Origin of the sequence: Bacillus cereus group sp. N8, from assembly GCF_016483685.1 — a bacterium.
GTDB lineage: Bacteria > Bacillota > Bacilli > Bacillales > Bacillaceae_G > Bacillus_A > Bacillus_A proteolyticus.
Genome location: NZ_JAEHBK010000011.1, coordinates 117,569 through 138,931, shown reverse-complemented (window position 1 = coordinate 138,931; position 21,363 = coordinate 117,569). Strand labels below are relative to the sequence as shown.

Sequence of the window (21,363 nt, the reverse complement as noted above, 5' to 3'; positions counted from 1 at the left end):
AAATGACCGACTGTTCTAGTCACCAGAGCTGGATATCAATAAAAATCCCTATTACTTCAAAGTAATAGGGATTTTTATTTACAACAGTTCATAATTTGTTCAAATTAATTCCAGCAAAAGGCTTGATTTATACAAATTACTAGATTATAATAATTATAAATTAGTAATTGATATAAAATAACCACTCAAAAGGAGATTGATCATAATGAACAAACAAGTAATCGAAGTATTAAACAAACAAGTAGCAAACTGGAGCGTTTTATTTACAAAACTACACAACTTCCATTGGTACGTAAAAGGGCCTCAATTCTTCACATTACACGAGAAATTCGAAGAGCTTTATACAGAATCAGCTACTCACATCGATGAAATTGCAGAACGCATTTTAGCAATTGGCGGCAAACCAGTAGCAACAATGAAAGAATACTTAGAACTATCTTCCATTCAAGAAGCAGCTTACGGAGAAACTGCAGAAGGGATGGTCGAAGCAATCATGAAAGACTACGAAATGATGCTAGTCGAACTAAAAAAAGGCATGGAAATCGCTCAAGAATCTGACGACGAAATGACATCTGACCTACTACTAGGCATCTACACAGAACTAGAAAAACACGCTTGGATGCTACGTGCGTTCTTGAATCAATAATATATTTAAAAGCGGAAGCGGCTCGTTCAGAACAGGAGGGTGTTGGAACTCCTGATTACGAGGCGCTTTTTGCCTCGAATGAAGGAGTGAAACAACCGACTGTTCTAGCCGCTGGAGCTGGATAAGATTAAAAGCGGCAGCGGCTCGTTCAGAGTCGCTTTTTTTCTATGGAGTGGTCGTGTATGCTGGTACATGAAATTTATATCAGCGATTTTTCAATTATATCGACCGCAACTCGAATTATATCAGCGATTTTTTCATTATATCGACCGTTTCATCAAATATATCAGCGATTTTTCCAATATATCGACTTACCGACAAATCACGACAATATTAGCGCGCCCTTTTCCTACTTTTATCAATATATTACAATCTCTTTTATGTTAAAATATAGGAAACACCCTTTTATAAAATAGATCCAAAAAGCTTTTCCAAATTCATCATTTACTACTTAAATGGCGGGAGTGGTTCAGTTGAAAGACTACTTAATTAGAGCATTTTTTGCGTTAATAACAGTTGGGATTGTCTTACTTATAGCTAATATTTTCAATATACGTATCGAGGTTAAAGACTATGCTTTCCTCGTTGTTGTAGCAATTGGTGGCGGCTGGGGTGGCTGGTACCTGTATAAAAAACAAAGTAATCAAAGTGATAAAGGCATTCCAAAGTAATACGGAATGCCTTCTTTTATTGCCGTCTATAATAAATAATAAAATTCAAACCGCTAATACAGCCAATCGCAATAAACATATTAAAACTCTGCACATCTCCGCCTAAATTATACTCATCAACGATAAACCCAGACATAAACAACGTTATCGCAGAAACACCTATACACAATATCGAAATAAACCAAAGCGAAAACTCATTAATCAGCTCTTTCTTCTGTGTTGAAACAATTAGCATAACAAGAATAGATGCTGCCAATATACTTTTAAAAACAGGACGTAAATACACAAACTCCTCCATCTGTTTCTCCTTTTCCAAAAACATTATATCTCAACATTAATATATTTAACTAAATTAAAAACACATGCCTTTTCAAGATAAAATGACATGTGTTCCCAAAAATCTCTATACAATTGTATTATGATAGCTGCTTCCACTTCGTCCCCAAAACAGGACGCTCGTAATTTTGGATTTCATGAATTAGTTTATCTGCCGTCTCAGCGGAAACAATTAACTCTTTATTCGATGGATTCATAAAGCCTTCTTCTGCTGCACGTTCAACCATTTGCAAAATTGGTCCGTAAAAGTCTTTTATGTTCAATAAACCAACCGGCTTATTATGTATACCAATTTGTGACCAACATACTACTTCAAATAGCTCTTCAAACGTTCCATATCCGCCTGGTAATGCAATAAAAGCATCCGCAAGCTCTGCCATTTTCGCTTTACGTTCGTGCATCGTTTCTACTTCAATTAGTTCTGTTAATCCTGTATGAACAATTTCTCCTCGGAATAGACCGCGCGGCATAACACCTGTTACACGTCCACCTAAACGAAGAACTTCATTTGCTACTTCTCCCATTAATCCAACACATGAACCACCGTATACAAGCTCATAGTCGTTCTCAACAAACATTTTCCCTAACTGGATTGCCTGCTCTTTAAATTCTGGTCTCTCCCCTAAATTGGAACCTGCAAACACACAAATCTTTCTCATTCCTACACCCCGAAACTATATATTGTTATGATACAATGAACATTGTACAACATATTGAAGGGATGAGGAAGAAATGGATATCGTTGCATTTCAAAGATGGGTTGAGGAATTTTACGAAAAACGAAGCTGGTCACAGTATAATGCCTTTATTCGCTTAAATTTCTTAACTGAAGAAGTTGGGGAAGTTTCACGCGTTGTTCGCGCTATTGAAATCGGCCGCGATCGTCCTGATGAAGATACGAAAACAGAAGAAGAGCTAAAACAAGAACTAAAAGAAGAACTTGGTGATGTACTATCTAATCTTATTATTCTTTCGCAAAAATATGACTTGGATTTACAAGACATTATGGACACACACGTCACAAAGCTTTCGAAAAGGTTCGAAGCATCCAAATGAGAATATTATCAATTATGATATAATATTCTTGTCACAATAATAAGGGGGATTTTATGTTATCTAAAAAATTGCACGACGCATTAAATGAACAAATGAACTTTGAATTTTACTCTGCCCACGCTTATATGGCAATGGCTGCTTACTGTACAGCTGAGAGCTATGATGGATTCGCTAACTTTTTCCTTGTACAAGCTGAAGAAGAGCGTTTCCACGCAATGAAGCTTTACAACTACATTAATGACCGCGGTGAGCGCGCTATTATTACTGGATTCGATAATCCGAATAATGAATATGAATCTGTATTGAACGCTTTTGAAGTAGCACTTGAGCACGAGCGTGAAGTAACGAAACGTATTTATCACTTATCTGATATCGCTTGGGATGAGCGTGAGCATGCAACGATTACATTCTTAAAATGGTTCGTTGATGAGCAAGTAGAAGAAGAAGCTTCATTCGATAGCATCATTCAAAAATTAAAACGTATTACAAGCGATTCAAACGCACTATTTATGCTAGATGCTGAATTAGAGAAACGTACATTTACGCCTCCAGCTGAGTAATATTTTAATCACCTTAATGAATGTATTAAGGTGATTTTTTTATTTGCTTTCTATCTTAAAATCACCTTAAATTTCCTCACATTTGACATAGAATCAGTTAGAAAATGGTATTATTTTCAATATAAAACAATATGCGAGGAGAGAAAAAATGAATCAACGTGTAGAAGCTGTTGATGCAATTCGTGGTTTCGCTTTATTTGGCATTTTACTTGTTAATATGACATTAATTCAATTCGGGTTATTCGCTAATGAAAAACCCACTTATATTTTCGGAAAACTTGATGAAAGTGCTAATTGGTTTATTCAATTTTTCGGCACACAGAATTTTATTTCCCTATTCTCTTTTTTATTTGGGCTTAGCATTGTTTTGTTACAAAAAAGTATTATCGCAAAAGGAAAAAAGTTTTTCCCTACATATATAAGGCGTATTAGCATTCTTTTACTACTAGGTTTCATTCACGGCACCTTTGTTTGGTCCGGAGATATTTTATTTGCATACGGGCTTATCGGGATTTTCTTAATGATGTTTATAAATAGAAAACCAAAAACATTATTGATTTGGGCAACTGTTCTACTCGCACTCATTACACTTATGTCTTATCAAACTGATCCAAATACAAATATTAATGATTTTGCTCCTTATATTGAAAAAGAGCATAAAGTTCATGAAACTGGAAGCTATATGGATCATGTCAACTTTAGATTAACTGAAAATCCTTTCGAGTATATTGGGATTAACGGTTTCTTCGGACTAGTTTTCATATCAATTTTCGCAATAATTTTTATGTCCCCACTTTTCTTACTCGGAATGTATGTAGGAAAAAAGGGCTGGCTATTTGAGATTGATAAACACATACCTTCTATCAAAAAGATTTGGCTTATCACTGGTATTTTCTCTTTTACAATTAAAATCTTAGCCATGTTCGTAAAGCATCCAATTTTAATTATGTTACAAGATAGCCTTACATTAGTAACCATGACATTCTTTTACGGAAGCACAATTATTTTATTATTCCATTACAAAAAAGCATCGCGCTTACTAACATATATGGCGAATATGGGGAAAATGTCGGTTAGTAATTACTTAGCTCAATCCATTATCGCAACAACAATTTTTTACGCTTATGGCTTTGGCTTATTCGGTAAAATCGGATACTTCTTCGGTATTCTTTTAACCATCGGAATTTATACGATTCAACTATTGGTTAGCACATATTGGCTACGGAAATATCGAATGGGGCCTGTTGAATATGTATGGAGACTGGGAACTTATTTAGAGAGACCACGATTTAAAAGAAGTTTGGATAAAGCAAGTTAAACAAAAAAGCAATGAGCCCATACGCTCATTGCTTTTCTTAATTTATTAAAGCATAACCCCAACGATAATCGCTGATAATATACTTACTAACGTTGCACCGTATACAAGTTTTAGTCCGAATGATGATACAACGTTTGCTTGTTTGCCATCGATACTCTTCGTTGCACCTGCGATAATTCCGATAGATGAGAAGTTCGCGAATGATACAAGGAAGATTGATAAAATACCTACTGTACGAGTTGATAACTCACCAGCTACTTTTCCTAAATCAAGCATCGCAACAAATTCGTTTGTTACTAATTTCGTTGCCATAATTTGTCCTGCTTGTAGCATCTCTGATGTTGGAATACCCATTACGAATGCTAATGGTGAGAAGATATATCCTAAAATACTTTGGAATGTGATTCCGAAAATTGAATCGAATACACCGTTAATTGCTGTAATTAATGCTACGAAACCAATTAACATCGCCGCTACTGTTACAGCGATAGAGAAACCAAGCATAATATATTCGCCTAACATTTCAAAGAATGTTTGTTTCTTGTCTTCTTGTAATTCTAAAATATCGTCTTCTTCTTTTACGTCATATGGATTGATAATATGAACGATAATGAATCCACTAAATAAGTTTAATACAAGTGCTGTTACTACATATTTGGGATCAATCATTTTCATATAAGAACCGACGATTGACATCGATACTGTTGACATTGAAGATGCACAAAGTGTGTATAAACGATTTTTCGGTAATTTGCTTAATTGATCTTTTACTGTAATAAATACTTCACCTTGACCAACAATTGCAGCTGCTACTGCGTTATATGATTCTAGTTTTCCTAAACCGTTAATTTTACTTAATACGAAACCGACTGCACGAATGATAATCGGTAAAACTTTAATATGTTGCAGGATCCCGATTAATACTGCTAAGAAAATAATCGGTAATAATACTGTTAAGAAGAATGGTGCTTGTCCATCGTTCGCTAAACCACCAAATACGAAATTAACCCCAGCTTCCGCAAATTTTAAAATAGCGCCAAACCCATCTGCAATCCCTTTTACTAATACAAATCCGACCTTTGTATTTAGTAAGAAATACGCAAGTACCAATTGAATTACAAGCATAAGTGCAATTGGCTTATATTTAATTTTCTTACGATCTGAACTTATAAGGAAACCTAGTACAAACACTACAAGTAAACCGACTAGAAACATTACTATTTTCATATGTGAATCCTCCACTTCTCTCACGAGTTATTGGTCGTATAACGTATAACGAATGACGTCTGACCATTGATGTTAAAAAAATTTAAAACCCCTAAATATTATTCAACTGTCATCTAAAATCAGTAAGCGTTTACATAAATTGCAATTTATAAAAGGTAGCCTCTTCTCTCCTACCATACTTGAAAGTCTGAAATTGATACCACCTACAAATCAAATTGTAAGCGTTATCTAGGCGAAATGCAATATAAATTTTAAAAGATTTTTATATGTTAATATATTCCTAATTAATTGGTTTTTTCATGTAAATTTACCATAAAAAATGGCCCTAGCTACGAGCTAGGACCATCTTTTTTTATAACATAACACCAACGATAATCGCCGATAAAAGACTTACTAATGTCGCACCGTATACAAGTCGTAATCCGAATGATGAAACAACGTTTGATTGGTTTTCATCGATCCCTTTCGTTGCACCTGCGATAATTCCGATAGACGAGAAGTTCGCAAATGATACAAGGAATACAGAAAGAATACCAACTGTACGAGCTGATAAATCACCAGCTACTTTTCCTAGATCAAGCATCGCAACAAATTCGTTCGATACTAATTTCGTTGCCATAATTTGTCCTGCTGTTACCATTTCTGATTGTGGGATTCCCATTACGAATGCTAATGGTGAGAAAATATATCCTAAAATAGCTTGGAATGTAATACCGAACACTGAATCAAACAAGCTATTAATTGCTGTAATTAATGCTACAAAACCAAGTAACATTGCTGCTACTGTAACTGCAATCGTGAAACCAAGCATAATATATTCGCTTAACATTTCAAAGAATGATTGCTTTTTCTTATTTTCTAACTGTAATGTATCTTCTTCTTCTGTAATATCGTATGGATTAATAATATGAATAATAATGAAACCACTAAATAAATTTAATACAAGTGCTGTTACTACATATTTCGGTTCAATCATCTTCATATAAGAACCAACGATCGACATCGATACTGTCGACATGGAAGATGCACATAGTGTATATAAACGATGTTTTGGGATTTTACTTAACTGATCTTTTACAGTAATAAATACCTCTGCTTGTCCAACAATTGCAGCCGCTACTGCATTATATGATTCTAATTTTCCTAAACCATTTACTTTACTTAACAAAGTACCAATAGCACGAATAAATATCGGTAAAATTTTAAAGTGTTGCAGAATTCCAATTAAAACGGCAAAGAATACGATTGGTAATAAAGCTGTTAAGAAGAAAGAAACCTCTCCTTTATTAACAAGACCACCAAATACGAAAACGATTCCAGATTCCGCATATCCAAGAAGTGCTCCAAATCCATCTGAAATTCCTTTTACTAAAATATAACCAATTGGCGTATTTAATAAGAAATACGTTAACGCTAGCTGAATAACAAGCATAATCGCGATTGGTTTATACTTAATCTTCTTACGATTAGAACTTATAAGAAAACCGAGTGCGAATACAACAAGTAATCCTACAAGAAACATAACAAACTTCATTAATAAAATCCTCCATTTAACTCTTCATTAACGTTGAACGTCTGACCATTTGAAATGAGAAATAATCCGAACTTTCCACTCCTCCTTAAAAACCATCAATCGGATATGAAAAACCATAAAATCTCTTGTTTCAAAGGCATTTTCCATTCTAACATAAATCCTAAATCATATCCGCATTTTTCTAAAAAAAATTACATTTTATTATAAAACCTACATTAATGTTCGTCTTTTGCCTCTTCTCCTAGTTTATTACTACAAAAAAACGAGCATCAAATTTCTCTGATGCTCGTTCCATCTTTTATTATACAACTTTTTCTTTGTCTGCTACTGCTGGCTTGTCCCAGCACTCTGTATTGTTTAAACCTGGAATAGACTCCGCATAAAAGACTGGATCTTTCCCTTGTTTCTTTTGCTTAATATAATCTGATAACGCTGCAAAAGCATACTTAGAAAGGAATACAATTGCTACTAAGTTAATAACAGCCATAATTCCCATAAATAGATCCGCTAAATCCCAAACGATTTGAATCGTTGCTACAGACCCTAACATAACCATACCAAGTACAGCAATTCGATAAGCATTTAATAAAACTTTACTTCCATTTAAGAATTCAATATTTGTTTCACCATAGTAGTAGTTACCTACTAATGAACTAAATGCAAACAAGAAGATTGCAACTGCTACGAATATAGACGCCCACGGTCCAATGTGTTGACTTAATGCTTGTTGCGTTAATTGAATTCCATTTAAATCAGCAGCATTATGCACATCTGATAAAAGAATGATAAATGCTGTACAACTACAAATTAATAATGTATCTGTAAATACCCCTAAAGTTTGAATGAAACCTTGTTTAACCGGGTGCGTTACGTTTGCAGTCGCAGCTGCGTTCGGCGCACTCCCCATACCTGCTTCATTTGAGAATAATCCACGTTTTACTCCTAGTAAAATCGCAGCTCCTAATCCCCCGCCCACTACTTCTTTAATTCCGAAAGCATGTAAGAAAATTTCTTTAAATACATACGGAATTGCCGTAATGTTTGTTACAACAACAAATAATGCAACTGCTACATATATAATTGCCATTACTGGAACAATCATTTCAACTGCGCGAGCAATTCGCTTCACTCCGCCGAAAATAATGATTGCAAGTAAACCAGCCATAACAATACCTACTAATCTACTATCTGTTTTAAATGCCCCATCAAAAGCAGCCGCTACCGTATTAGACTGTACAGCGTTAAAAATTAATCCGAAACTTACTGTTATCAATACAGAGAAAATAGCTCCCAGCCATCGCTTATTTAATCCTTTTTCCATATAATACGCTGGACCACCGCGGAATGTATTTCCATCTTTCACTTTATAAATTTGCGCTAATGTGCTCTCTACAAATGCAGAAGCACCCCCAATTACCGCGATTAACCACATCCAAAACACAGCACCTGGACCACCTGCTGAGATTGCAATAGCTACACCAGCTAAGTTACCAGTACCTACACGAGAAGCTGTACTCATACAAAATGCTTGGAATGATGATACACCACTTTTTTCTTTTTGCGCTTTTCTTGTTTTTGAACTCGCCCCGTCCCCAAGTAAGCGAATCATTTCTCCGAAGTAACGAATTTGGACAAATTTCACACGAAATGAAAAGTAAAGTCCTAATCCAATTAACATCGCAATAATGATATATGACCAAAGGACATTATTTATATCCCCAATTACATTAGTTAAAAAATCCATACTTGTATTGCCCCCTATTCCTAACAATAAGAAAATTATATTCTAAAAACTTTTAGTAATCAAGAATTTTCGACAAAAACATGTTAGGTTTTATAACATGATAATGTCATCTTTTATAACATTTCTGTTTTTTAGAAAGTAAAACTATAAATCAATGAGTGCATTTATCCAATTTTTAACCGTTCATTCCCTACAAATGCAAGAAAAATAGGCAAACAAAAACGAGCATCGAATTCATCTCGATGCTCGCCTTTTTATTACACTGCTTTTTCTTTATCAGTTACCGCCGGCTTATCCCAACACTCTGTGTTCATTAAACCAGGGATAGAATCTGCACTGAAGACTGGATCTTTTCCTTGTTTCTTTTGTTTCACATAGTCCGCTAATGCTGCATACGCAAATCGTCCAAGAAGTGTAATCGCAATTAAGTTTGTGATTACCATTAGACCCATAAATAAATCTGCCATATTCCATACGACTTGAAGCGTCGCAACAGAACCGAATAATACCATTCCCACTACCGCAATACGGTAAATCGTTAACCAAGTTTTACTTTGTTTAATAAATTCAATATTCGTTTCACCATAATAATAGTTTCCTAGAAGTGAACTGAAAGCAAATAAGAAAATGATAATCGCTAAGAAGCTACTTGCCCACGAACCGATTTGTGAACTTAACGCCACCTGCGTTAATTCAATACCTTCTAAATTCGTTGCCTTATATGCACCAGAACATAGTACGATAAATGCTGTTGATGTACATACTAAAAATGTATCTACTAATACTCCAATTGTTTGAATAAATCCTTGTTTAGCTGGATGTGTTACATCCGCTGTCGCAGCCGCGTTTGGCGCACTCCCCATACCTGCTTCATTCGCAAATAATCCACGCTGAATACCAAACTTCATTGCAGCACCAATACCGCCACCTACAGCTGAATCTAAACCGAATGCACCTTTAAAGATTTCTGTAAACATATCCGGTATTAAATAATAATTTTTAATAACAACGAAAATAGCTACTGCAATATAAACAATTGCCATCGGCGGAACAATCATTTCTGACATACGCGCAATACTTTTCACACCACCAAAAATAATAACCGCAACTAATACCGCAAGTACAATCCCTACAACATAACGCTCAATACCAAATGCATTTTTAAATGCTAATGTAACTGTATTTGCTTGTACTGAGTTGAAAATTAAACCGTAACTAATTGTAATAAGGATAGAGAACCAAATTCCCATCCAACGTTTATTTAAACCTTTTTCCATATAATAAGCAGGACCACCACGGAAGCCACTGCCATCTTTTATTTTATAAATTTGCGCAAGCGTACTTTCTACGAAACTTGAAGACGCCCCGATAATCGCAATAACCCACATCCAAAATACAGCTCCAGGCCCTCCCATAGAAATAGCTAGCGCTACACCAGCTAAGTTCCCGATTCCGATACGAGCTGCTGAACTCATACAAAACGCTTGGAATGACGATACACTTCCCTTTTTACGTGTCTTTCCAGTTAAACCATCACTCATTAATCGAACCATTTCCCCTAAATGAGTAATTTGTACAAATTTTAATTTAATAGAAAAATAAAGCCCTAAACCAATTAACATTGCAATAAGAATATATGACCAAAGAATTGTATTCGTTGATGAAACGAATTGTTCTAACATATTCATACAATTATCCCCCTCCTTTTATCCATAAATCGAATTATATTCAAAAAATATTCAAAAATCAACATTTTTCGACATCTTGCAACTTCCAAATATTAGGTCACTCCACATAAATACATTGTTCTTTTATGACTCCACTTTCAGTAGCTGTGCATACTAAAACAAAAAATAATTTCATAAACAACACCATTGACAAAAATATATAACTGTAACTATAATGGTTACATCAAGTTGTAACAAACCCAATTACATTACATTCATTCATTTCAGATATACACTTTAACAAACACTTTGGAGGGATTTATTATGAAAATCGGAATTATCGGAGCAACTGGTAAAGCTGGAAGCCGTATTTTAAAAGAAGCATTAGATCGTGGACATGAAGTAAATGCAATCGTAAGAAGCGCTGCAAAAATTACAGAAGAGAACGTAAACGTTTTAGAAAAAGATGTATTCTCTCTTACATCTAACGACCTACAAGCATTCGATGTAGTTGTAAATGCATTCGGTGCTCCAGCAGGACAAGAACATCTTCACGTAGATGCAGGAAATGTACTTATTGAAGCGATGAAATCTGCACCTAATACAAAATTACTTGTAGTTGGCGGCGCTGGAAGCTTATTTGTAGACGAAGAGAAAACAACACGTGTATTTGATACACCAGGATTCCCAAATGAATACCTTGCAACTGCTCAAAACCAAGGTAAAAACTTAGAAATTCTTCAACAAACAAATGACATCACTTGGACATTTATTAGCCCTTCTGCACTATTCGCATTAGGAAAACGTACTGGTTCTTATACAGCTGGCAAAGACAATCTTCTTGTTAACTCAAAAGGCGATAGCTACGTAAGTTACGAAGACTTCGCAGTAGCGGCACTTGATGAAATCGAAAATCCAAAACACGTAAACGAACGCTTCACAGTAGTTTCTGAAGCTGAATAATAGAAGAAGCTCGTAAACATAATGTTTACGAGCTTCTTCTATTATCTGTTATATTGATTCGGTTTATGTGGTTCATTTGGTGTATAGGGTTTATTTGGTTTATTATCATGACCATTTGCTTTTTTCCAACTTACCGCTAACTCTGGGCTCGTTTTCTCTTCACTACGCTCAAGTAGTACAACCGCATTTTGAATCGTTGGCGTTCCTTTATGTGCAATACCTTGTAATTTCGTTAAATTCCCTGATACTTTAAAGCTAAATCCACCAGCTGGTGTTTGTTTCGGAATTAAAATGCGGAACTTTTCTCCTACATTAAATTCAGTTTTCGCTTCGCCTTTTTCATTTACAAACTTCGCGCCTTGTGGTGCACCTGTTGCTTGCACTTTATACGTTCCGCTTTTTGCATTTGTTTCTACTGTATATAAACCTGTTTCAAAGAAATCATTTTTCAATACTGCTTCTTGTTCTTCTGTAGGAGTTACACTCATCGTAATTTCTTGTAATTCTTCACTAGCATTTGCTTTTGCAACGATATCTTTCGTTACTTTCTCTACATTTTTATTGCGGAAATCTAAATCATTAACATCAATTTGTTTTAACGCATTCCACACTGCAAGCTGCGTTGCGTAATGAGCCTCTCTCCAATCGGATACTCCTAATTCTTGCGGGCTTTTTTGTGGATACCCATTTAATAGTACACGATATACGTTAATATCCACTTTCCCCATTTCCGGTAAATCTTGACCGCTTGGAGATTTCAAATCTACATTTAAGCAAAATGCAATTTTTCCATCTGCCGTTTTAATAAGTTCTGTTCGAATTGGTTTCTTCTTTGACTTACTATAACTCCAATCCATTTCATACTTTGTATGATCCATAACTTCTGCGAATGCTTTTTGAAGCGGGAATAACACAAATAAAACACTTAAAAAAACAGCTAAAATTTTGAACGATTGCTTTATATTCATGTTTACAGCCCCTTAATAACAAACTTAATACTAAGTAGTATTTAATTAGAAAATATTTTTATGCACAAAAAAAAGAATGCATAAAAGCACTCTTTTTTCTTTCTTACTTTAATCTTAGAAATCGAAGTTATCAGGATCTGGACCAACGCGGTGATTTTGATTTAACGCATCGATTTTTTCCATATCTTCTTTTGTTAATTCAAAGTTAAATACATCAGCGTTTGCAATAATTCGGTGCTCTTTCGTTGATTTTGGAATTGTAATCACTCCATTTTGTAAGTCCCAACGTAAGATAACTTGCGCTGTTGTTTTGCCGTGTTTATCAGCAATTTCTTGTAATGTTTCGTTATCTAATAATTGACCTTGCATAAGTGGTGACCATGCTTCCATTTGAATACCTTGCTCTTTACAGAAAGCTTGTAATTCTTTTTGAGTTAAACGAGGGTGGTATTCTACTTGGTTAATCATCGGTTTAATTTCTGCATCTTTCATTACATCTTGTAAGTGATGGATTTGGAAATTACTTACGCCAATTGCACGTACGCGATCTTCTTTATAAAGTGTTTCTAGCGCTCTCCAAGAATCTTTATATTTCCCTTCTACAGGCCAGTGAACAAGATATAGATCTAAATAATCTAGTTCTAATTTTTTTAAGCTCTCTTCATATGCAGCAATTGTTGCTTCATATCCTTGATCTGCGTTCCATACCTTTGAAGTAATAAATAATTCTTCTCTTGAAATACCAGTCGCTTCAATACCTGCACGAATTCCTTCAACTACAGCTTTTTCATTTCCGTAAATTGCGGCTGTATCGATGCTGCGGTATCCTGCTTTTATTGCTGATTTTACAGCTTCTACAAGTTCGGGCCCTTCTTCTACTTTAAATACACCTAAACCGAACCAAGGCATTTCTACACCATTATTTAATACTGCTTTACTTTGTAAGTTTTTCATTTTATTTTCTCTCCTTTTATTTTACTTGATCTCTTTTTTCTAATGTCATACTCCACGCTGTTAAAATCACAGCAGCTACTACCATAATGCCGCCTACCCAAGCAGTATGGATTAATCCTAACGAATTCGTTACAAGGCCACCTATATAAGAACCTAAAGCAATCCCTGCGTTAAATGCGGCAATATTAATTGCTGAAGCAACATCAACCGCACTCGGAACAAAGCGCTCTGCCAATATAACTACATATACTTGTAGCCCCGGAACATTCATAAATGCGAATAGTCCCATGAAAATAATTGTGATTAATCCAGCTACTTTAAATGGCGCTGTAAATGTTAAAACAAATAATATAATCGCTTGAATAAAGAACATGTAAAATAGCGCTCGAATTGGATTATGATTCGATAATTTTCCGCCAACCATATTCCCTATCGCAATGGCGATTCCATACACTAATAAAATGATGGTAACGGTACTTGCTTCAAATCCTGTTACTTCTTGTAATAACGGTGATAAGTACGTAAATGTTACGAATGTTCCACCGTATCCTAGTGCAGTAATAATGAAAACAAGTAACAGTCTTCCATTTTTAATTAGTTTAAATTGATCACGAAACGATACAGGTACACCATTTTTTAAATTAGATGGGACTAGTACGCTGTTTGCGATAAAAGCAATAATTCCAATTACAACAATCGCCATAAATGACGCTCTCCAGCCAAATTGTTGACCAATAAACGTGCCAATTGGCACACCTGTAATAGTCGCAACTGTTAATCCAGTAAACATAATCGCAATAGCACTAGCACGTTTATTCTCTGGTACAATCGCAGCTGCAATTGTAGATCCTATCGACATAAACACACCATGTGCAAACGCAGCTACAATCCTTGCAATAATTAATATAGTGAAGCTTGTTGCTACTGCTGCAATGCCATTACCAATAATGAAAATAACCATAATCCACATTAATAATGTCTTTCTCGACATACTAGCCGTTAACGCTGTTAAGACAGGAGCTCCTACCGCTGCCCCTAACGCATATAAAGAAACCGTTAAACCAGCTGTGGTAACCGAAACATTTAAATCTTTTGAAATGGAAGGTAATAAACCGACACTAATAAACTCGGTTGTCCCAATCCCAAACGCACTAATTGCTAGTGCTAATAAAGCAAACATACTTCTTCGGTCCGTCTGAACTTCCGAAGATGGTACTGTATATGAACTCAATTGAATTCCTCCTTATTACAAGAAATCCAATCATAATAGTATGATAAAAGGGCCCCTTTTACCTTCTAAAACATATATTTCATACTTACAAATGCTATTATGAATGGTTTCATTCTTTTTTTGAAGAACGCACTTTAAAGTACGATAGGCACTAAAAAGTAACATAGTCACTTTTAAGTACCGTACTACTCATTTGCCTCTTACATGTGCTATTATGAAACATATTTAACATAATAAAAAGTACGTACTTTAAAGTGCTATAGGTACTAAAAAGTAACATTTGTATTATTTAACTAACTTTACTCACAAAAGGAGGGTTTCATATGAAGAAATACAATATTCCTGTAGAGGCGACTTTAGAGGTTATCGGCGGAAAATGGAAGGTTGTTATCCTTTGTCATCTAACAAAAGGTACAAAAAGAACGAGTGAACTAAAACGTTTAATGCCTGGTATTACACAAAAAATGTTAACTCAGCAATTACGTGAATTAGAGGACGATGGAGTCATTCAAAGAAAAGTATATAATCAAGTCCCACCGAAAGTAGAATATTCCCTTACCGATTACGGTTGGTCTTTAGAATCAATTCTTGACTCTCTTTGTACTTGGGGCGAATGCCATCTTGAAAAAGAAGGTAATACATCGATGCTAATTGTAGAAGGTGAACAATAAAAAAAGGAAAAAATGAACATAAATTTGTCCGTTTTTTCCTTTTTTTCTTTATATATACGTACATTTCTAGCTTTAACAAAATAATTTATGCGCTTTCACGCCTTGTCAATACTACGTTATACACTCAATATCAAATAATTAGGAATCATTTTTATGTTAACATAGGTGTATATAGTATATAATATAGGATATATATTATATACACTTTCCGGTAACGGACCTTTTCCATTATGCGGACAAGCCATGTATCGGACAGTTCATAAATAATAGGTAAGACATTATGGTTTTAGATTTATGATTTCAGCTTACTTGCTATCATAAATTTAAAGGCATTTTATTGTGTTTTGTGAAACTTTGTATAAAGTTTCGTAAACGTTTACTATCTTACTTATAAAAAATAAGAGTATTGCTATCGTAAAGGAGAATTGGAGATGCCAGAAACTATGACTCAAACAAAGCCAGAACAAGAAACTGTACAAATTTCTGCTAGCCAAGGACAACTTGATGTACTTGATCAGTTGTTAAAACCTGAGGTACAAGAATCATTAACAACACTAGTGGAACAGCTTCCAAAATTAACTGAGCTTGTTAACATTTTAACTAAGTCTTATGACTTCGCTCAAACTGTTGCTACTGATGAAGTATTAAAAAGCGACACTGTTGGTGCAATTACAGAGCTTGTAGAACCTGTAAAAGATACAGTGAAAAGCATGGCTGCAACTGCAATCGAAGCGAAAGATCGTGCTGACGAAAGCAACGAAGTTATCGGCCTATTCGGTCTGTTAAAATTACTAAAAGATCCACAAGCACAAAAAATGTTCCGCTTTGTGAACGCATATCTTCAAATTAGTGCAGAACGTAACAATAAATAATTTAACTTATAACAACAATTAGTAAAGACGGGGGATATCATACTATGTCAAAACAAATTGTCATCTTAGGCGCTGGTTATGGCGGTCTTCTTGCCGCTTTAAACGTACGTAAATATTACAGCAAATCAGAAGCACAAGTTACAGTGATTAACCAATACCCAACACACCAAATCATCACTGAACTACACCGCCTTGCAGCTGGTAACGTTGCTGAGCAAGCAATTGCAATGCCACTTACAAAGCTTTTCAAAGGTAAAGATATCGACCTTAAAATTGCAACAGTTGAGTCATTCTCAGTTGATAGCAAAGAAATCAAACTAGCTGGCGGCACTACTCTATCTTACGATGCACTTGTAGTTGCTTTAGGAAGTAAAACTGCTTACTTCGGTATTCCAGGACTAGAAGAAAACAGCATGGTATTAAAATCTGCTGCTGATGCAAACAAAATTTACAAACACGTTGAAGACCGTATTCGTGAATACGCTAAAACGAAAAACGAAGCTGATGCTACAATCGTAATCGGTGGTGGCGGATTAACTGGTGTTGAGCTAGTTGGTGAGCTTGCTGACATTATGCCTAAACTTGCAAAAAGCCATGGCGTAAATCCAAAAGAAGTTAAACTTCTTCTTGTTGAAGCAGGTCCAAAAATCCTTCCAGTATTACCAGACCACTTAATCGAACGTGCAACTACTAGCCTAGAAGCACGCGGTGTTACATTCTTAACAGGTCTTCCTGTAACAAACGTTGCTGGCAATGAAATCGACTTAAAAGACGGTCAAAAACTTGTTGCTAACACATTCGTTTGGACAGGCGGCGTACAAGGTAACCCACTAATCGGTGAATCAGGTCTTGAAGTAAACCGTGGCCGTGCAACAGTTGATGCATACCTACAATCTACTTCTCACAAAGACGTATTCGTTGCTGGAGACAGCGCTGTTGTCTTTGCTGAAGACGGTCGTCCATACCCACCAACTGCACAGATCGCTTGGCAAATGGGTGAGTTAATTGGATACAACTTATACGCAGCACTAGAAGGCAAAGCATTCGAAGAGTTCGCACCTGTAAACTCTGGAACACTTGCTAGTCTAGGACGTAAAGATGCTGTTGCTACAATTGGAGCAAGCAATACTCCACTTAAAGGCTTACCAGCATCATTAATGAAAGAAGCAAGTAACGTTCGTTACTTATCACACATTAAAGGTCTATTCAGCTTAGCTTACTAATCTGAATATAAGCCCGAATCATGCCCTGCATGGTTCGGGCTATTTTTATCCGTAATTTTCTCTAATTTATTTATTCGGCAGAAGAATCATATAACCCTCTTCAATTATCAAAATATACTGACTTTTTTATGTCGAAATTGTGTATATGAAAAGAGCGGAAGTAGATATCTTCCCTACTTCCACTCTTTCACAAGAACTATTCTCCTAATTTCACTAAGCTGTAGTTCTTCTTCCCTTTACGAATAATAATAAATCTTCCATCAAATGAATTTTCTACAGTAACATCCGTAGCTACATCCGTTACTTTTTCACCATTCATAGATATGGCTCCATTATTAATGTCTTCACGTGCTTGTCTTCTAGATGGTTCAATCCCTAAATCAACTAGCCACTCTACGATATTTTTCGTCTCTTTTGAAGACTCAAATGTCGGCATCTCTTTAAAGCCTTGCTCAATTTCATCAGCTGTTAAAGATTTAATATCTCCGCTAAATAACGCTGCTGTAATTTTCACTGCTTGCGAAAATGCCTCTTCTCCATGAACGAATTTCGTCATTTCTTCCGCTAATACTTTTTGCGCTTCACGTTTATGCGGCTCAGTTTCTACCTTCGCTGCCAATTCATCAATTCGCTCTTTCTGTAAGAACGTAAAGTATTTCAAGTATTTAATTACATCACGGTCATCTGTATTCACCCAGAACTGGTAAAATTCAAATGGTGTTGTTTTTTCCGGATCAAGCCAAACCGCACCACCTGCTGATTTACCAAACTTCGTACCATCTGATTTTAATAATAATGGAATTGTTAATCCAAATACTTTCGCTTCATGACCTTCTAACTTACGAATTAAATCTAAACCACTCGTAATATTTCCCCATTGGTCACTACCACCAATTTGCAGTTGAACATCTTCTTTCGTGTATAAATGATGGAAATCCATCGCTTGCAAGATTTGGTACGTGAACTCTGTGAAAGAAATTCCAGTGTCTAAACGACTTGCTACAATATCTTTTGCCAACATGCTATTTATGCTAAAGTTTTTGCCGTAATCACGCAAAAATTCGATAATGTTTATCTCATGTGTCCAGTCATAGTTATTTACCATTTTCACTTCGCTATTGCCGCCGAAATCAAATAGCTTTTTCATTTGTGCTGTTAGCGCATCCACATTATGCTGAACTACTTCTAACGTTTGAAGTTGACGTTCTGATTGACGTCCACTCGGGTCACCAATTGTTCCTGTTGCCCCGCCAATTAAAATAACAGGATGATGACCAGCTAATTGGAATCTCTTCATCATCATAAACGGAATCAAATGTCCGATATGCATACTATCACCAGTCGGATCCACTCCGCAGTATAGTGAAATCTTTTTCTCTTCTACTAGTTTACGTAAACCTTCTTCATCTGTCTGTTGATTCACAGCGCCGCGCCATTCTAATTCATCAATAATATTCATCTTTTGTCATCCCCTTTATTTTTTAAAACAAAAAATCCCTATGTCTATGACATAGGGACGATTATTCACCGTGTTACCACCCAGTTTGTATAAATAGCATAGCTACTCATACCACTCTTAGCAATAATATCGATTGCCAATCCGCTTAGCATTACCTAAGATACTCCAGAGTGTAATTCGCAAATTTGTTTGTGCTAGGTTCCAGCAACCCCTAGCTCTCTTTGATAACAGTGACAAACTGCTACTGGGCTCTTTCAACGTATATTATTTGTTAAATTATTAGCCATTATATTGAATTGAAAACAAAATGTCAACAATACCCAAATGTTATTTCGAAATAATTCATACTTTATACGCTTTTTATTCAAAGATTATTGTAGATCTTCTCCAATAATCCTTACTTCTCGCTCTAATTTCACATCGAATTTCTCTTCAACTGTTTTTTGTACGAAATGAATTAAATCAATATAATCTTGTGCAGTTCCGTTATCAACATTCACCATAAATCCAGCGTGTTTTAAAGAAACTTCCACTCCGCCAATTCGCTTACCTTGCAGTCCTGATTCTTGAATAAGCTTACCTGCAAAATTATTTGGTGGACGCTTAAATACACTACCACATGAAGGATATTCTAACGGTTGTTTTGATTCACGCTTAAACGTTAAATCATCCATTTTTTCCTTAATCTCTTCACGTACACCTTCTTCAAGTTCAAACTTCGCTTCAAGAATAATATAATGATTGTTCGCAAACACACTCTTACGATATCCAAATTCAAATTCGTCTTTCGTTAAAGTGCATAGCTCTCCATCACCTGTCATTACAACTGCTTCTGTTAATACATAAGCTACTTCACCGCCATATGCACCAGCATTCATATATAACGCTCCACCAACTGAACCTGGAATACCACAAGCAAACTCAAGTCCTGTTAGAGCATGTTCTAACGCAATTCGTGACACATCAATAATTGCTGCACCACACCCAGCTACAATCGTCGTTCCTGTTACAGTAACACCTGTAATATGAATTAAACTTACTGTGATCCCGCGAAGACCACCGTCTTTAATAATAACATTCGATCCGTTTCCTAAAAACGTAACTGGAATATTATATTGGTTAGCATACTTTATCACTTCTTGAATCTCATCATAATTAGTAGGCGCAACAAATACATCTGCTTTCCCACCCACTTTAATGTGCGTATGATCTTTTAGCATTTCATCTTTCTTTACATGACCTTCAGGCAATACCGTACTTAAATATTTATAAACCTCTTGCATATTCATTTTACGATTCCTCTATTTCTATAATCTTTTTATCCCGCTAGCAACGGGCCCATAATATCCCCACATAAAAAATACAATACAAATCAGAAGCTAAAGTGGTGGATACAGTGTACCTAAAATCAATTCGAGACACCTATAAACCTCTTAAATTATAAGAGGTGCCACTCATATTAAAATATATATCGCATAATAAAGCAACCCAAATGGGCTACTAAACTCGACATGTAACCATATAGACAACAATTTGTAAAATATATAGGTTTTACAAATTAATATCCTTCAATATCTTACTATACCACACGAAAATAAAGTGGTATTTTTTTGTAATCTTTACTTTATTTTCTTTACCAAAAAGCTGCTCTTACCTACGTAAGAGCAGCCCCTTCATTTCCTTTTTAACTAATTTTATCTCGTCCACCTTCCTTTCACTTATTAGATAATCCGCGATACCTTTTATTTCATACAAAAGAGCACATCCAACAGAATGTGCTCTTTTTATACTCTTTAATTTATTTTTCGTTCTCTTCTTTTTCCTTATCAAACCATAACAGCTCATCATCATCAACTTCACCATTATAATTGATTAGAATCTCTTCTCCCGCTTTTATATCTTTGTAAGCAAAGAAGTTAAACGTATGATTCTCAAAGACAATATCATACGTTGCATTCGGCTTATATGAATGATTAAATAACATGCCGTATCCTAAAAGGAATGCCGTATGATTTACCCCATACTCAAATGCGTAGTCAGCAAGTAACGTTTTCTCAATGTGTTCATGCTGTTCATTCGGATAAGAGATAACTGGTGCTGAGTGTATCAACTCACCCTTTTTAATATCACGAGTTGCAAATACACCTCTATTAAATTCTCCATCACTAAGTTCAGAAGTCTTAACTTCAATCATATGCGTCACCTATATATTTCTTTCTTCGAAGTATTTTTCTCCTTAAGCTTGGCAGAAAACGCGGAGAAA

22 protein-coding genes and 1 other annotated feature are annotated in these 21,363 nt (G+C 35.4%); of the genes, 10 read left to right on the top strand and 12 right to left on the bottom strand.

Translation table 11 applies throughout. The annotated features are described in order from the left end of the window. Positions 1-205 precede the first annotated feature (205 nt). The 3 genes from JDS80_RS17580 to JDS80_RS17570 all read left to right on the top strand — a co-directional run bounded on the left by JDS80_RS17580 (position 206) and on the right by JDS80_RS17570 (position 1,317). The gene (locus tag JDS80_RS17580; protein ID WP_071748099.1) at positions 206-646 is read left to right on the top strand and encodes a Dps family protein; all 441 of its coding nucleotides are present in this window, start codon (positions 206-208) and stop codon (positions 644-646) included. Then, on the top strand, positions 616-771 hold the full coding sequence (locus JDS80_RS17575; protein ID WP_199639388.1) for a hypothetical protein: 156 nt from the start codon (positions 616-618) through the stop codon (positions 769-771). Before JDS80_RS17580 ends, JDS80_RS17575 begins: the two co-directional genes overlap by 31 nt. A 348-nt stretch (positions 772-1,119) precedes the next feature. Further along, complete coding sequence (locus JDS80_RS17570) at positions 1,120-1,317, top strand: hypothetical protein (RefSeq protein WP_000656323.1); 198 nt, start codon at positions 1,120-1,122, stop codon at positions 1,315-1,317. A 16-nt stretch (positions 1,318-1,333) separates the two neighbouring features. Here JDS80_RS17570 and JDS80_RS17565 read toward each other — a convergent pair whose 3' ends face one another. Next, positions 1,334-1,615, bottom strand: a complete 282-nt coding sequence (locus tag JDS80_RS17565) for a hypothetical protein (protein WP_071770813.1) — start codon at positions 1,613-1,615, stop codon at positions 1,334-1,336. A 118-nt stretch (positions 1,616-1,733) separates the two neighbouring features. After that, entirely contained in the window at positions 1,734-2,312 is a 579-nt protein-coding gene (locus JDS80_RS17560) for an LOG family protein (RefSeq protein WP_001225748.1), read from the bottom strand. A 73-nt stretch (positions 2,313-2,385) separates the two neighbouring features. Here JDS80_RS17560 and JDS80_RS17555 point away from each other — a divergent pair, with 73 nt between their 5' ends. The 3 genes from JDS80_RS17555 to JDS80_RS17545 all read left to right on the top strand — a co-directional run bounded on the left by JDS80_RS17555 (position 2,386) and on the right by JDS80_RS17545 (position 4,587). Then, positions 2,386-2,709, top strand: coding sequence for a MazG nucleotide pyrophosphohydrolase domain-containing protein (locus tag JDS80_RS17555; RefSeq protein ID WP_098888389.1), 324 nt, complete (start codon positions 2,386-2,388; stop codon positions 2,707-2,709). Between the two features lie 53 nt (positions 2,710-2,762). Next, a complete protein-coding gene (locus JDS80_RS17550) occupies positions 2,763-3,269 on the top strand; it encodes a ferritin (RefSeq protein ID WP_000949400.1) in 507 nt (168 codons plus the stop codon). A gap of 148 nt (positions 3,270-3,417) precedes the next feature. Next, complete coding sequence (locus JDS80_RS17545; protein ID WP_199639386.1) at positions 3,418-4,587, top strand: DUF418 domain-containing protein; 1,170 nt, start codon at positions 3,418-3,420, stop codon at positions 4,585-4,587. A 45-nt stretch (positions 4,588-4,632) separates the two neighbouring features. Here the strand turns inward: JDS80_RS17545 and JDS80_RS17540 are convergent, their stop codons facing one another. The 4 genes from JDS80_RS17540 to JDS80_RS17525 form a co-directional block, all read right to left on the bottom strand. Continuing rightward, complete coding sequence (locus JDS80_RS17540) at positions 4,633-5,814, bottom strand: NupC/NupG family nucleoside CNT transporter (RefSeq protein ID WP_098888391.1); 1,182 nt, start codon at positions 5,812-5,814, stop codon at positions 4,633-4,635. A 352-nt stretch (positions 5,815-6,166) separates the two neighbouring features. Then, entirely contained in the window at positions 6,167-7,348 is a 1,182-nt protein-coding gene (locus JDS80_RS17535; protein WP_199639384.1) for a NupC/NupG family nucleoside CNT transporter, read from the bottom strand. A gap of 301 nt (positions 7,349-7,649) precedes the next feature. Continuing rightward, complete coding sequence (locus JDS80_RS17530; protein ID WP_098888392.1) at positions 7,650-9,092, bottom strand: alanine/glycine:cation symporter family protein; 1,443 nt, start codon at positions 9,090-9,092, stop codon at positions 7,650-7,652. 257 nt (positions 9,093-9,349) lie between these two features. Next, on the bottom strand, positions 9,350-10,780 hold the full coding sequence (locus tag JDS80_RS17525; protein WP_071748089.1) for an alanine/glycine:cation symporter family protein: 1,431 nt from the start codon (positions 10,778-10,780) through the stop codon (positions 9,350-9,352). 303 nt (positions 10,781-11,083) lie between these two features. On the opposite strand from JDS80_RS17525, the gene JDS80_RS17520 reads away from it, so the two are divergent. Further along, a complete protein-coding gene (locus JDS80_RS17520) occupies positions 11,084-11,722 on the top strand; it encodes an NAD(P)-dependent oxidoreductase (protein WP_199639382.1) in 639 nt (212 codons plus the stop codon). Between the two features lie 41 nt (positions 11,723-11,763). On the opposite strand, the gene JDS80_RS17515 is transcribed toward JDS80_RS17520, so the two are convergent. From JDS80_RS17515 to JDS80_RS17505, 3 genes are all read right to left on the bottom strand, one after another. Beyond that, on the bottom strand, positions 11,764-12,690 hold the full coding sequence (locus JDS80_RS17515) for a thioester domain-containing protein (protein ID WP_071748087.1): 927 nt from the start codon (positions 12,688-12,690) through the stop codon (positions 11,764-11,766). A gap of 114 nt (positions 12,691-12,804) precedes the next feature. Further along, positions 12,805-13,644 carry an aldo/keto reductase gene (locus tag JDS80_RS17510; protein WP_199639380.1) on the bottom strand — a complete coding sequence of 280 codons (840 nt, stop codon included), beginning with the start codon at positions 13,642-13,644 and terminating at the stop codon, positions 12,805-12,807. Between the two features lie 16 nt (positions 13,645-13,660). Then, a complete protein-coding gene (locus tag JDS80_RS17505; protein ID WP_180237313.1) occupies positions 13,661-14,824 on the bottom strand; it encodes an MFS transporter in 1,164 nt (387 codons plus the stop codon). Between the two features lie 374 nt (positions 14,825-15,198). On the opposite strand from JDS80_RS17505, the gene JDS80_RS17500 reads away from it, so the two are divergent. The 3 genes from JDS80_RS17500 (at position 15,199) to JDS80_RS17490 (ending at position 17,641) form a co-directional block, all read left to right on the top strand. Continuing rightward, a complete protein-coding gene (locus tag JDS80_RS17500) occupies positions 15,199-15,546 on the top strand; it encodes a winged helix-turn-helix transcriptional regulator (RefSeq protein WP_098888397.1) in 348 nt (115 codons plus the stop codon). Positions 15,547-15,977: 431 nt separating this feature from the next. Beyond that, positions 15,978-16,418, top strand: a complete 441-nt coding sequence (locus JDS80_RS17495; RefSeq protein ID WP_001115309.1) for a DUF1641 domain-containing protein — start codon at positions 15,978-15,980, stop codon at positions 16,416-16,418. A 44-nt stretch (positions 16,419-16,462) separates the two neighbouring features. Beyond that, positions 16,463-17,641, top strand: a complete 1,179-nt coding sequence (locus JDS80_RS17490; protein ID WP_071748079.1) for an NAD(P)/FAD-dependent oxidoreductase — start codon at positions 16,463-16,465, stop codon at positions 17,639-17,641. A 196-nt stretch (positions 17,642-17,837) separates the two neighbouring features. Here JDS80_RS17490 and tyrS read toward each other — a convergent pair whose 3' ends face one another. From tyrS to JDS80_RS17475, 3 genes are all read right to left on the bottom strand, one after another. After that, positions 17,838-19,100 (bottom strand): tyrosine--tRNA ligase, encoded by a 1,263-nt coding sequence (tyrS, locus tag JDS80_RS17485; protein ID WP_071770818.1) that lies wholly within the window; start codon positions 19,098-19,100, stop codon positions 17,838-17,840. 50 nt (positions 19,101-19,150) lie between these two features. After that, positions 19,151-19,367 (bottom strand) — a binding site (T-box leader). A 104-nt stretch (positions 19,368-19,471) separates the two neighbouring features. Further along, on the bottom strand, positions 19,472-20,389 hold the full coding sequence (murB, locus tag JDS80_RS17480) for a UDP-N-acetylmuramate dehydrogenase (RefSeq protein WP_071748077.1): 918 nt from the start codon (positions 20,387-20,389) through the stop codon (positions 19,472-19,474). Positions 20,390-20,898: 509 nt separating this feature from the next. Then, complete coding sequence (locus JDS80_RS17475; protein WP_000573656.1) at positions 20,899-21,294, bottom strand: SET domain-containing protein; 396 nt, start codon at positions 21,292-21,294, stop codon at positions 20,899-20,901. Positions 21,295-21,363 lie beyond the last annotated feature (69 nt).

Bases quoted from the DNA above. Each gene is read 5' to 3' on its own strand.
- JDS80_RS17550 (WP_000949400.1), top strand. From the start codon at position 2,763: ATGTTATCTAAAAAATTGCACGACGCATTAAATGAACAAATGAACTTT.
- JDS80_RS17565 (WP_071770813.1), bottom strand. From the start codon at position 1,615: ATGGAGGAGTTTGTGTATTTACGTCCTGTTTTTAAAAGTATATTGGCA.
- JDS80_RS17555 (WP_098888389.1), top strand. From the start codon at position 2,386: ATGGATATCGTTGCATTTCAAAGATGGGTTGAGGAATTTTACGAAAAA.
- JDS80_RS17475 (WP_000573656.1), bottom strand. From the start codon at position 21,294: ATGATTGAAGTTAAGACTTCTGAACTTAGTGATGGAGAATTTAATAGA.
- JDS80_RS17540 (WP_098888391.1), bottom strand. From the start codon at position 5,814: ATGAAAATAGTAATGTTTCTAGTCGGTTTACTTGTAGTGTTTGTACTA.
- JDS80_RS17530 (WP_098888392.1), bottom strand. From the start codon at position 9,092: ATGGATTTTTTAACTAATGTAATTGGGGATATAAATAATGTCCTTTGG.
- JDS80_RS17560 (WP_001225748.1), bottom strand. From the start codon at position 2,312: ATGAGAAAGATTTGTGTGTTTGCAGGTTCCAATTTAGGGGAGAGACCA.
- JDS80_RS17580 (WP_071748099.1), top strand. From the start codon at position 206: ATGAACAAACAAGTAATCGAAGTATTAAACAAACAAGTAGCAAACTGG.
- tyrS (WP_071770818.1), bottom strand. From the start codon at position 19,100: ATGAATATTATTGATGAATTAGAATGGCGCGGCGCTGTGAATCAACAG.
- JDS80_RS17525 (WP_071748089.1), bottom strand. From the start codon at position 10,780: ATGAATATGTTAGAACAATTCGTTTCATCAACGAATACAATTCTTTGG.
- JDS80_RS17510 (WP_199639380.1), bottom strand. From the start codon at position 13,644: ATGAAAAACTTACAAAGTAAAGCAGTATTAAATAATGGTGTAGAAATG.
- JDS80_RS17505 (WP_180237313.1), bottom strand. From the start codon at position 14,824: ATGTTTGCTTTATTAGCACTAGCAATTAGTGCGTTTGGGATTGGGACA.
- JDS80_RS17515 (WP_071748087.1), bottom strand. From the start codon at position 12,690: ATGAATATAAAGCAATCGTTCAAAATTTTAGCTGTTTTTTTAAGTGTT.
- JDS80_RS17520 (WP_199639382.1), top strand. From the start codon at position 11,084: ATGAAAATCGGAATTATCGGAGCAACTGGTAAAGCTGGAAGCCGTATT.
- JDS80_RS17500 (WP_098888397.1), top strand. From the start codon at position 15,199: ATGAAGAAATACAATATTCCTGTAGAGGCGACTTTAGAGGTTATCGGC.
- JDS80_RS17545 (WP_199639386.1), top strand. From the start codon at position 3,418: ATGAATCAACGTGTAGAAGCTGTTGATGCAATTCGTGGTTTCGCTTTA.
- JDS80_RS17495 (WP_001115309.1), top strand. From the start codon at position 15,978: ATGCCAGAAACTATGACTCAAACAAAGCCAGAACAAGAAACTGTACAA.
- JDS80_RS17490 (WP_071748079.1), top strand. From the start codon at position 16,463: ATGTCAAAACAAATTGTCATCTTAGGCGCTGGTTATGGCGGTCTTCTT.
- murB (WP_071748077.1), bottom strand. From the start codon at position 20,389: ATGAATATGCAAGAGGTTTATAAATATTTAAGTACGGTATTGCCTGAA.
- JDS80_RS17535 (WP_199639384.1), bottom strand. From the start codon at position 7,348: ATGAAGTTTGTTATGTTTCTTGTAGGATTACTTGTTGTATTCGCACTC.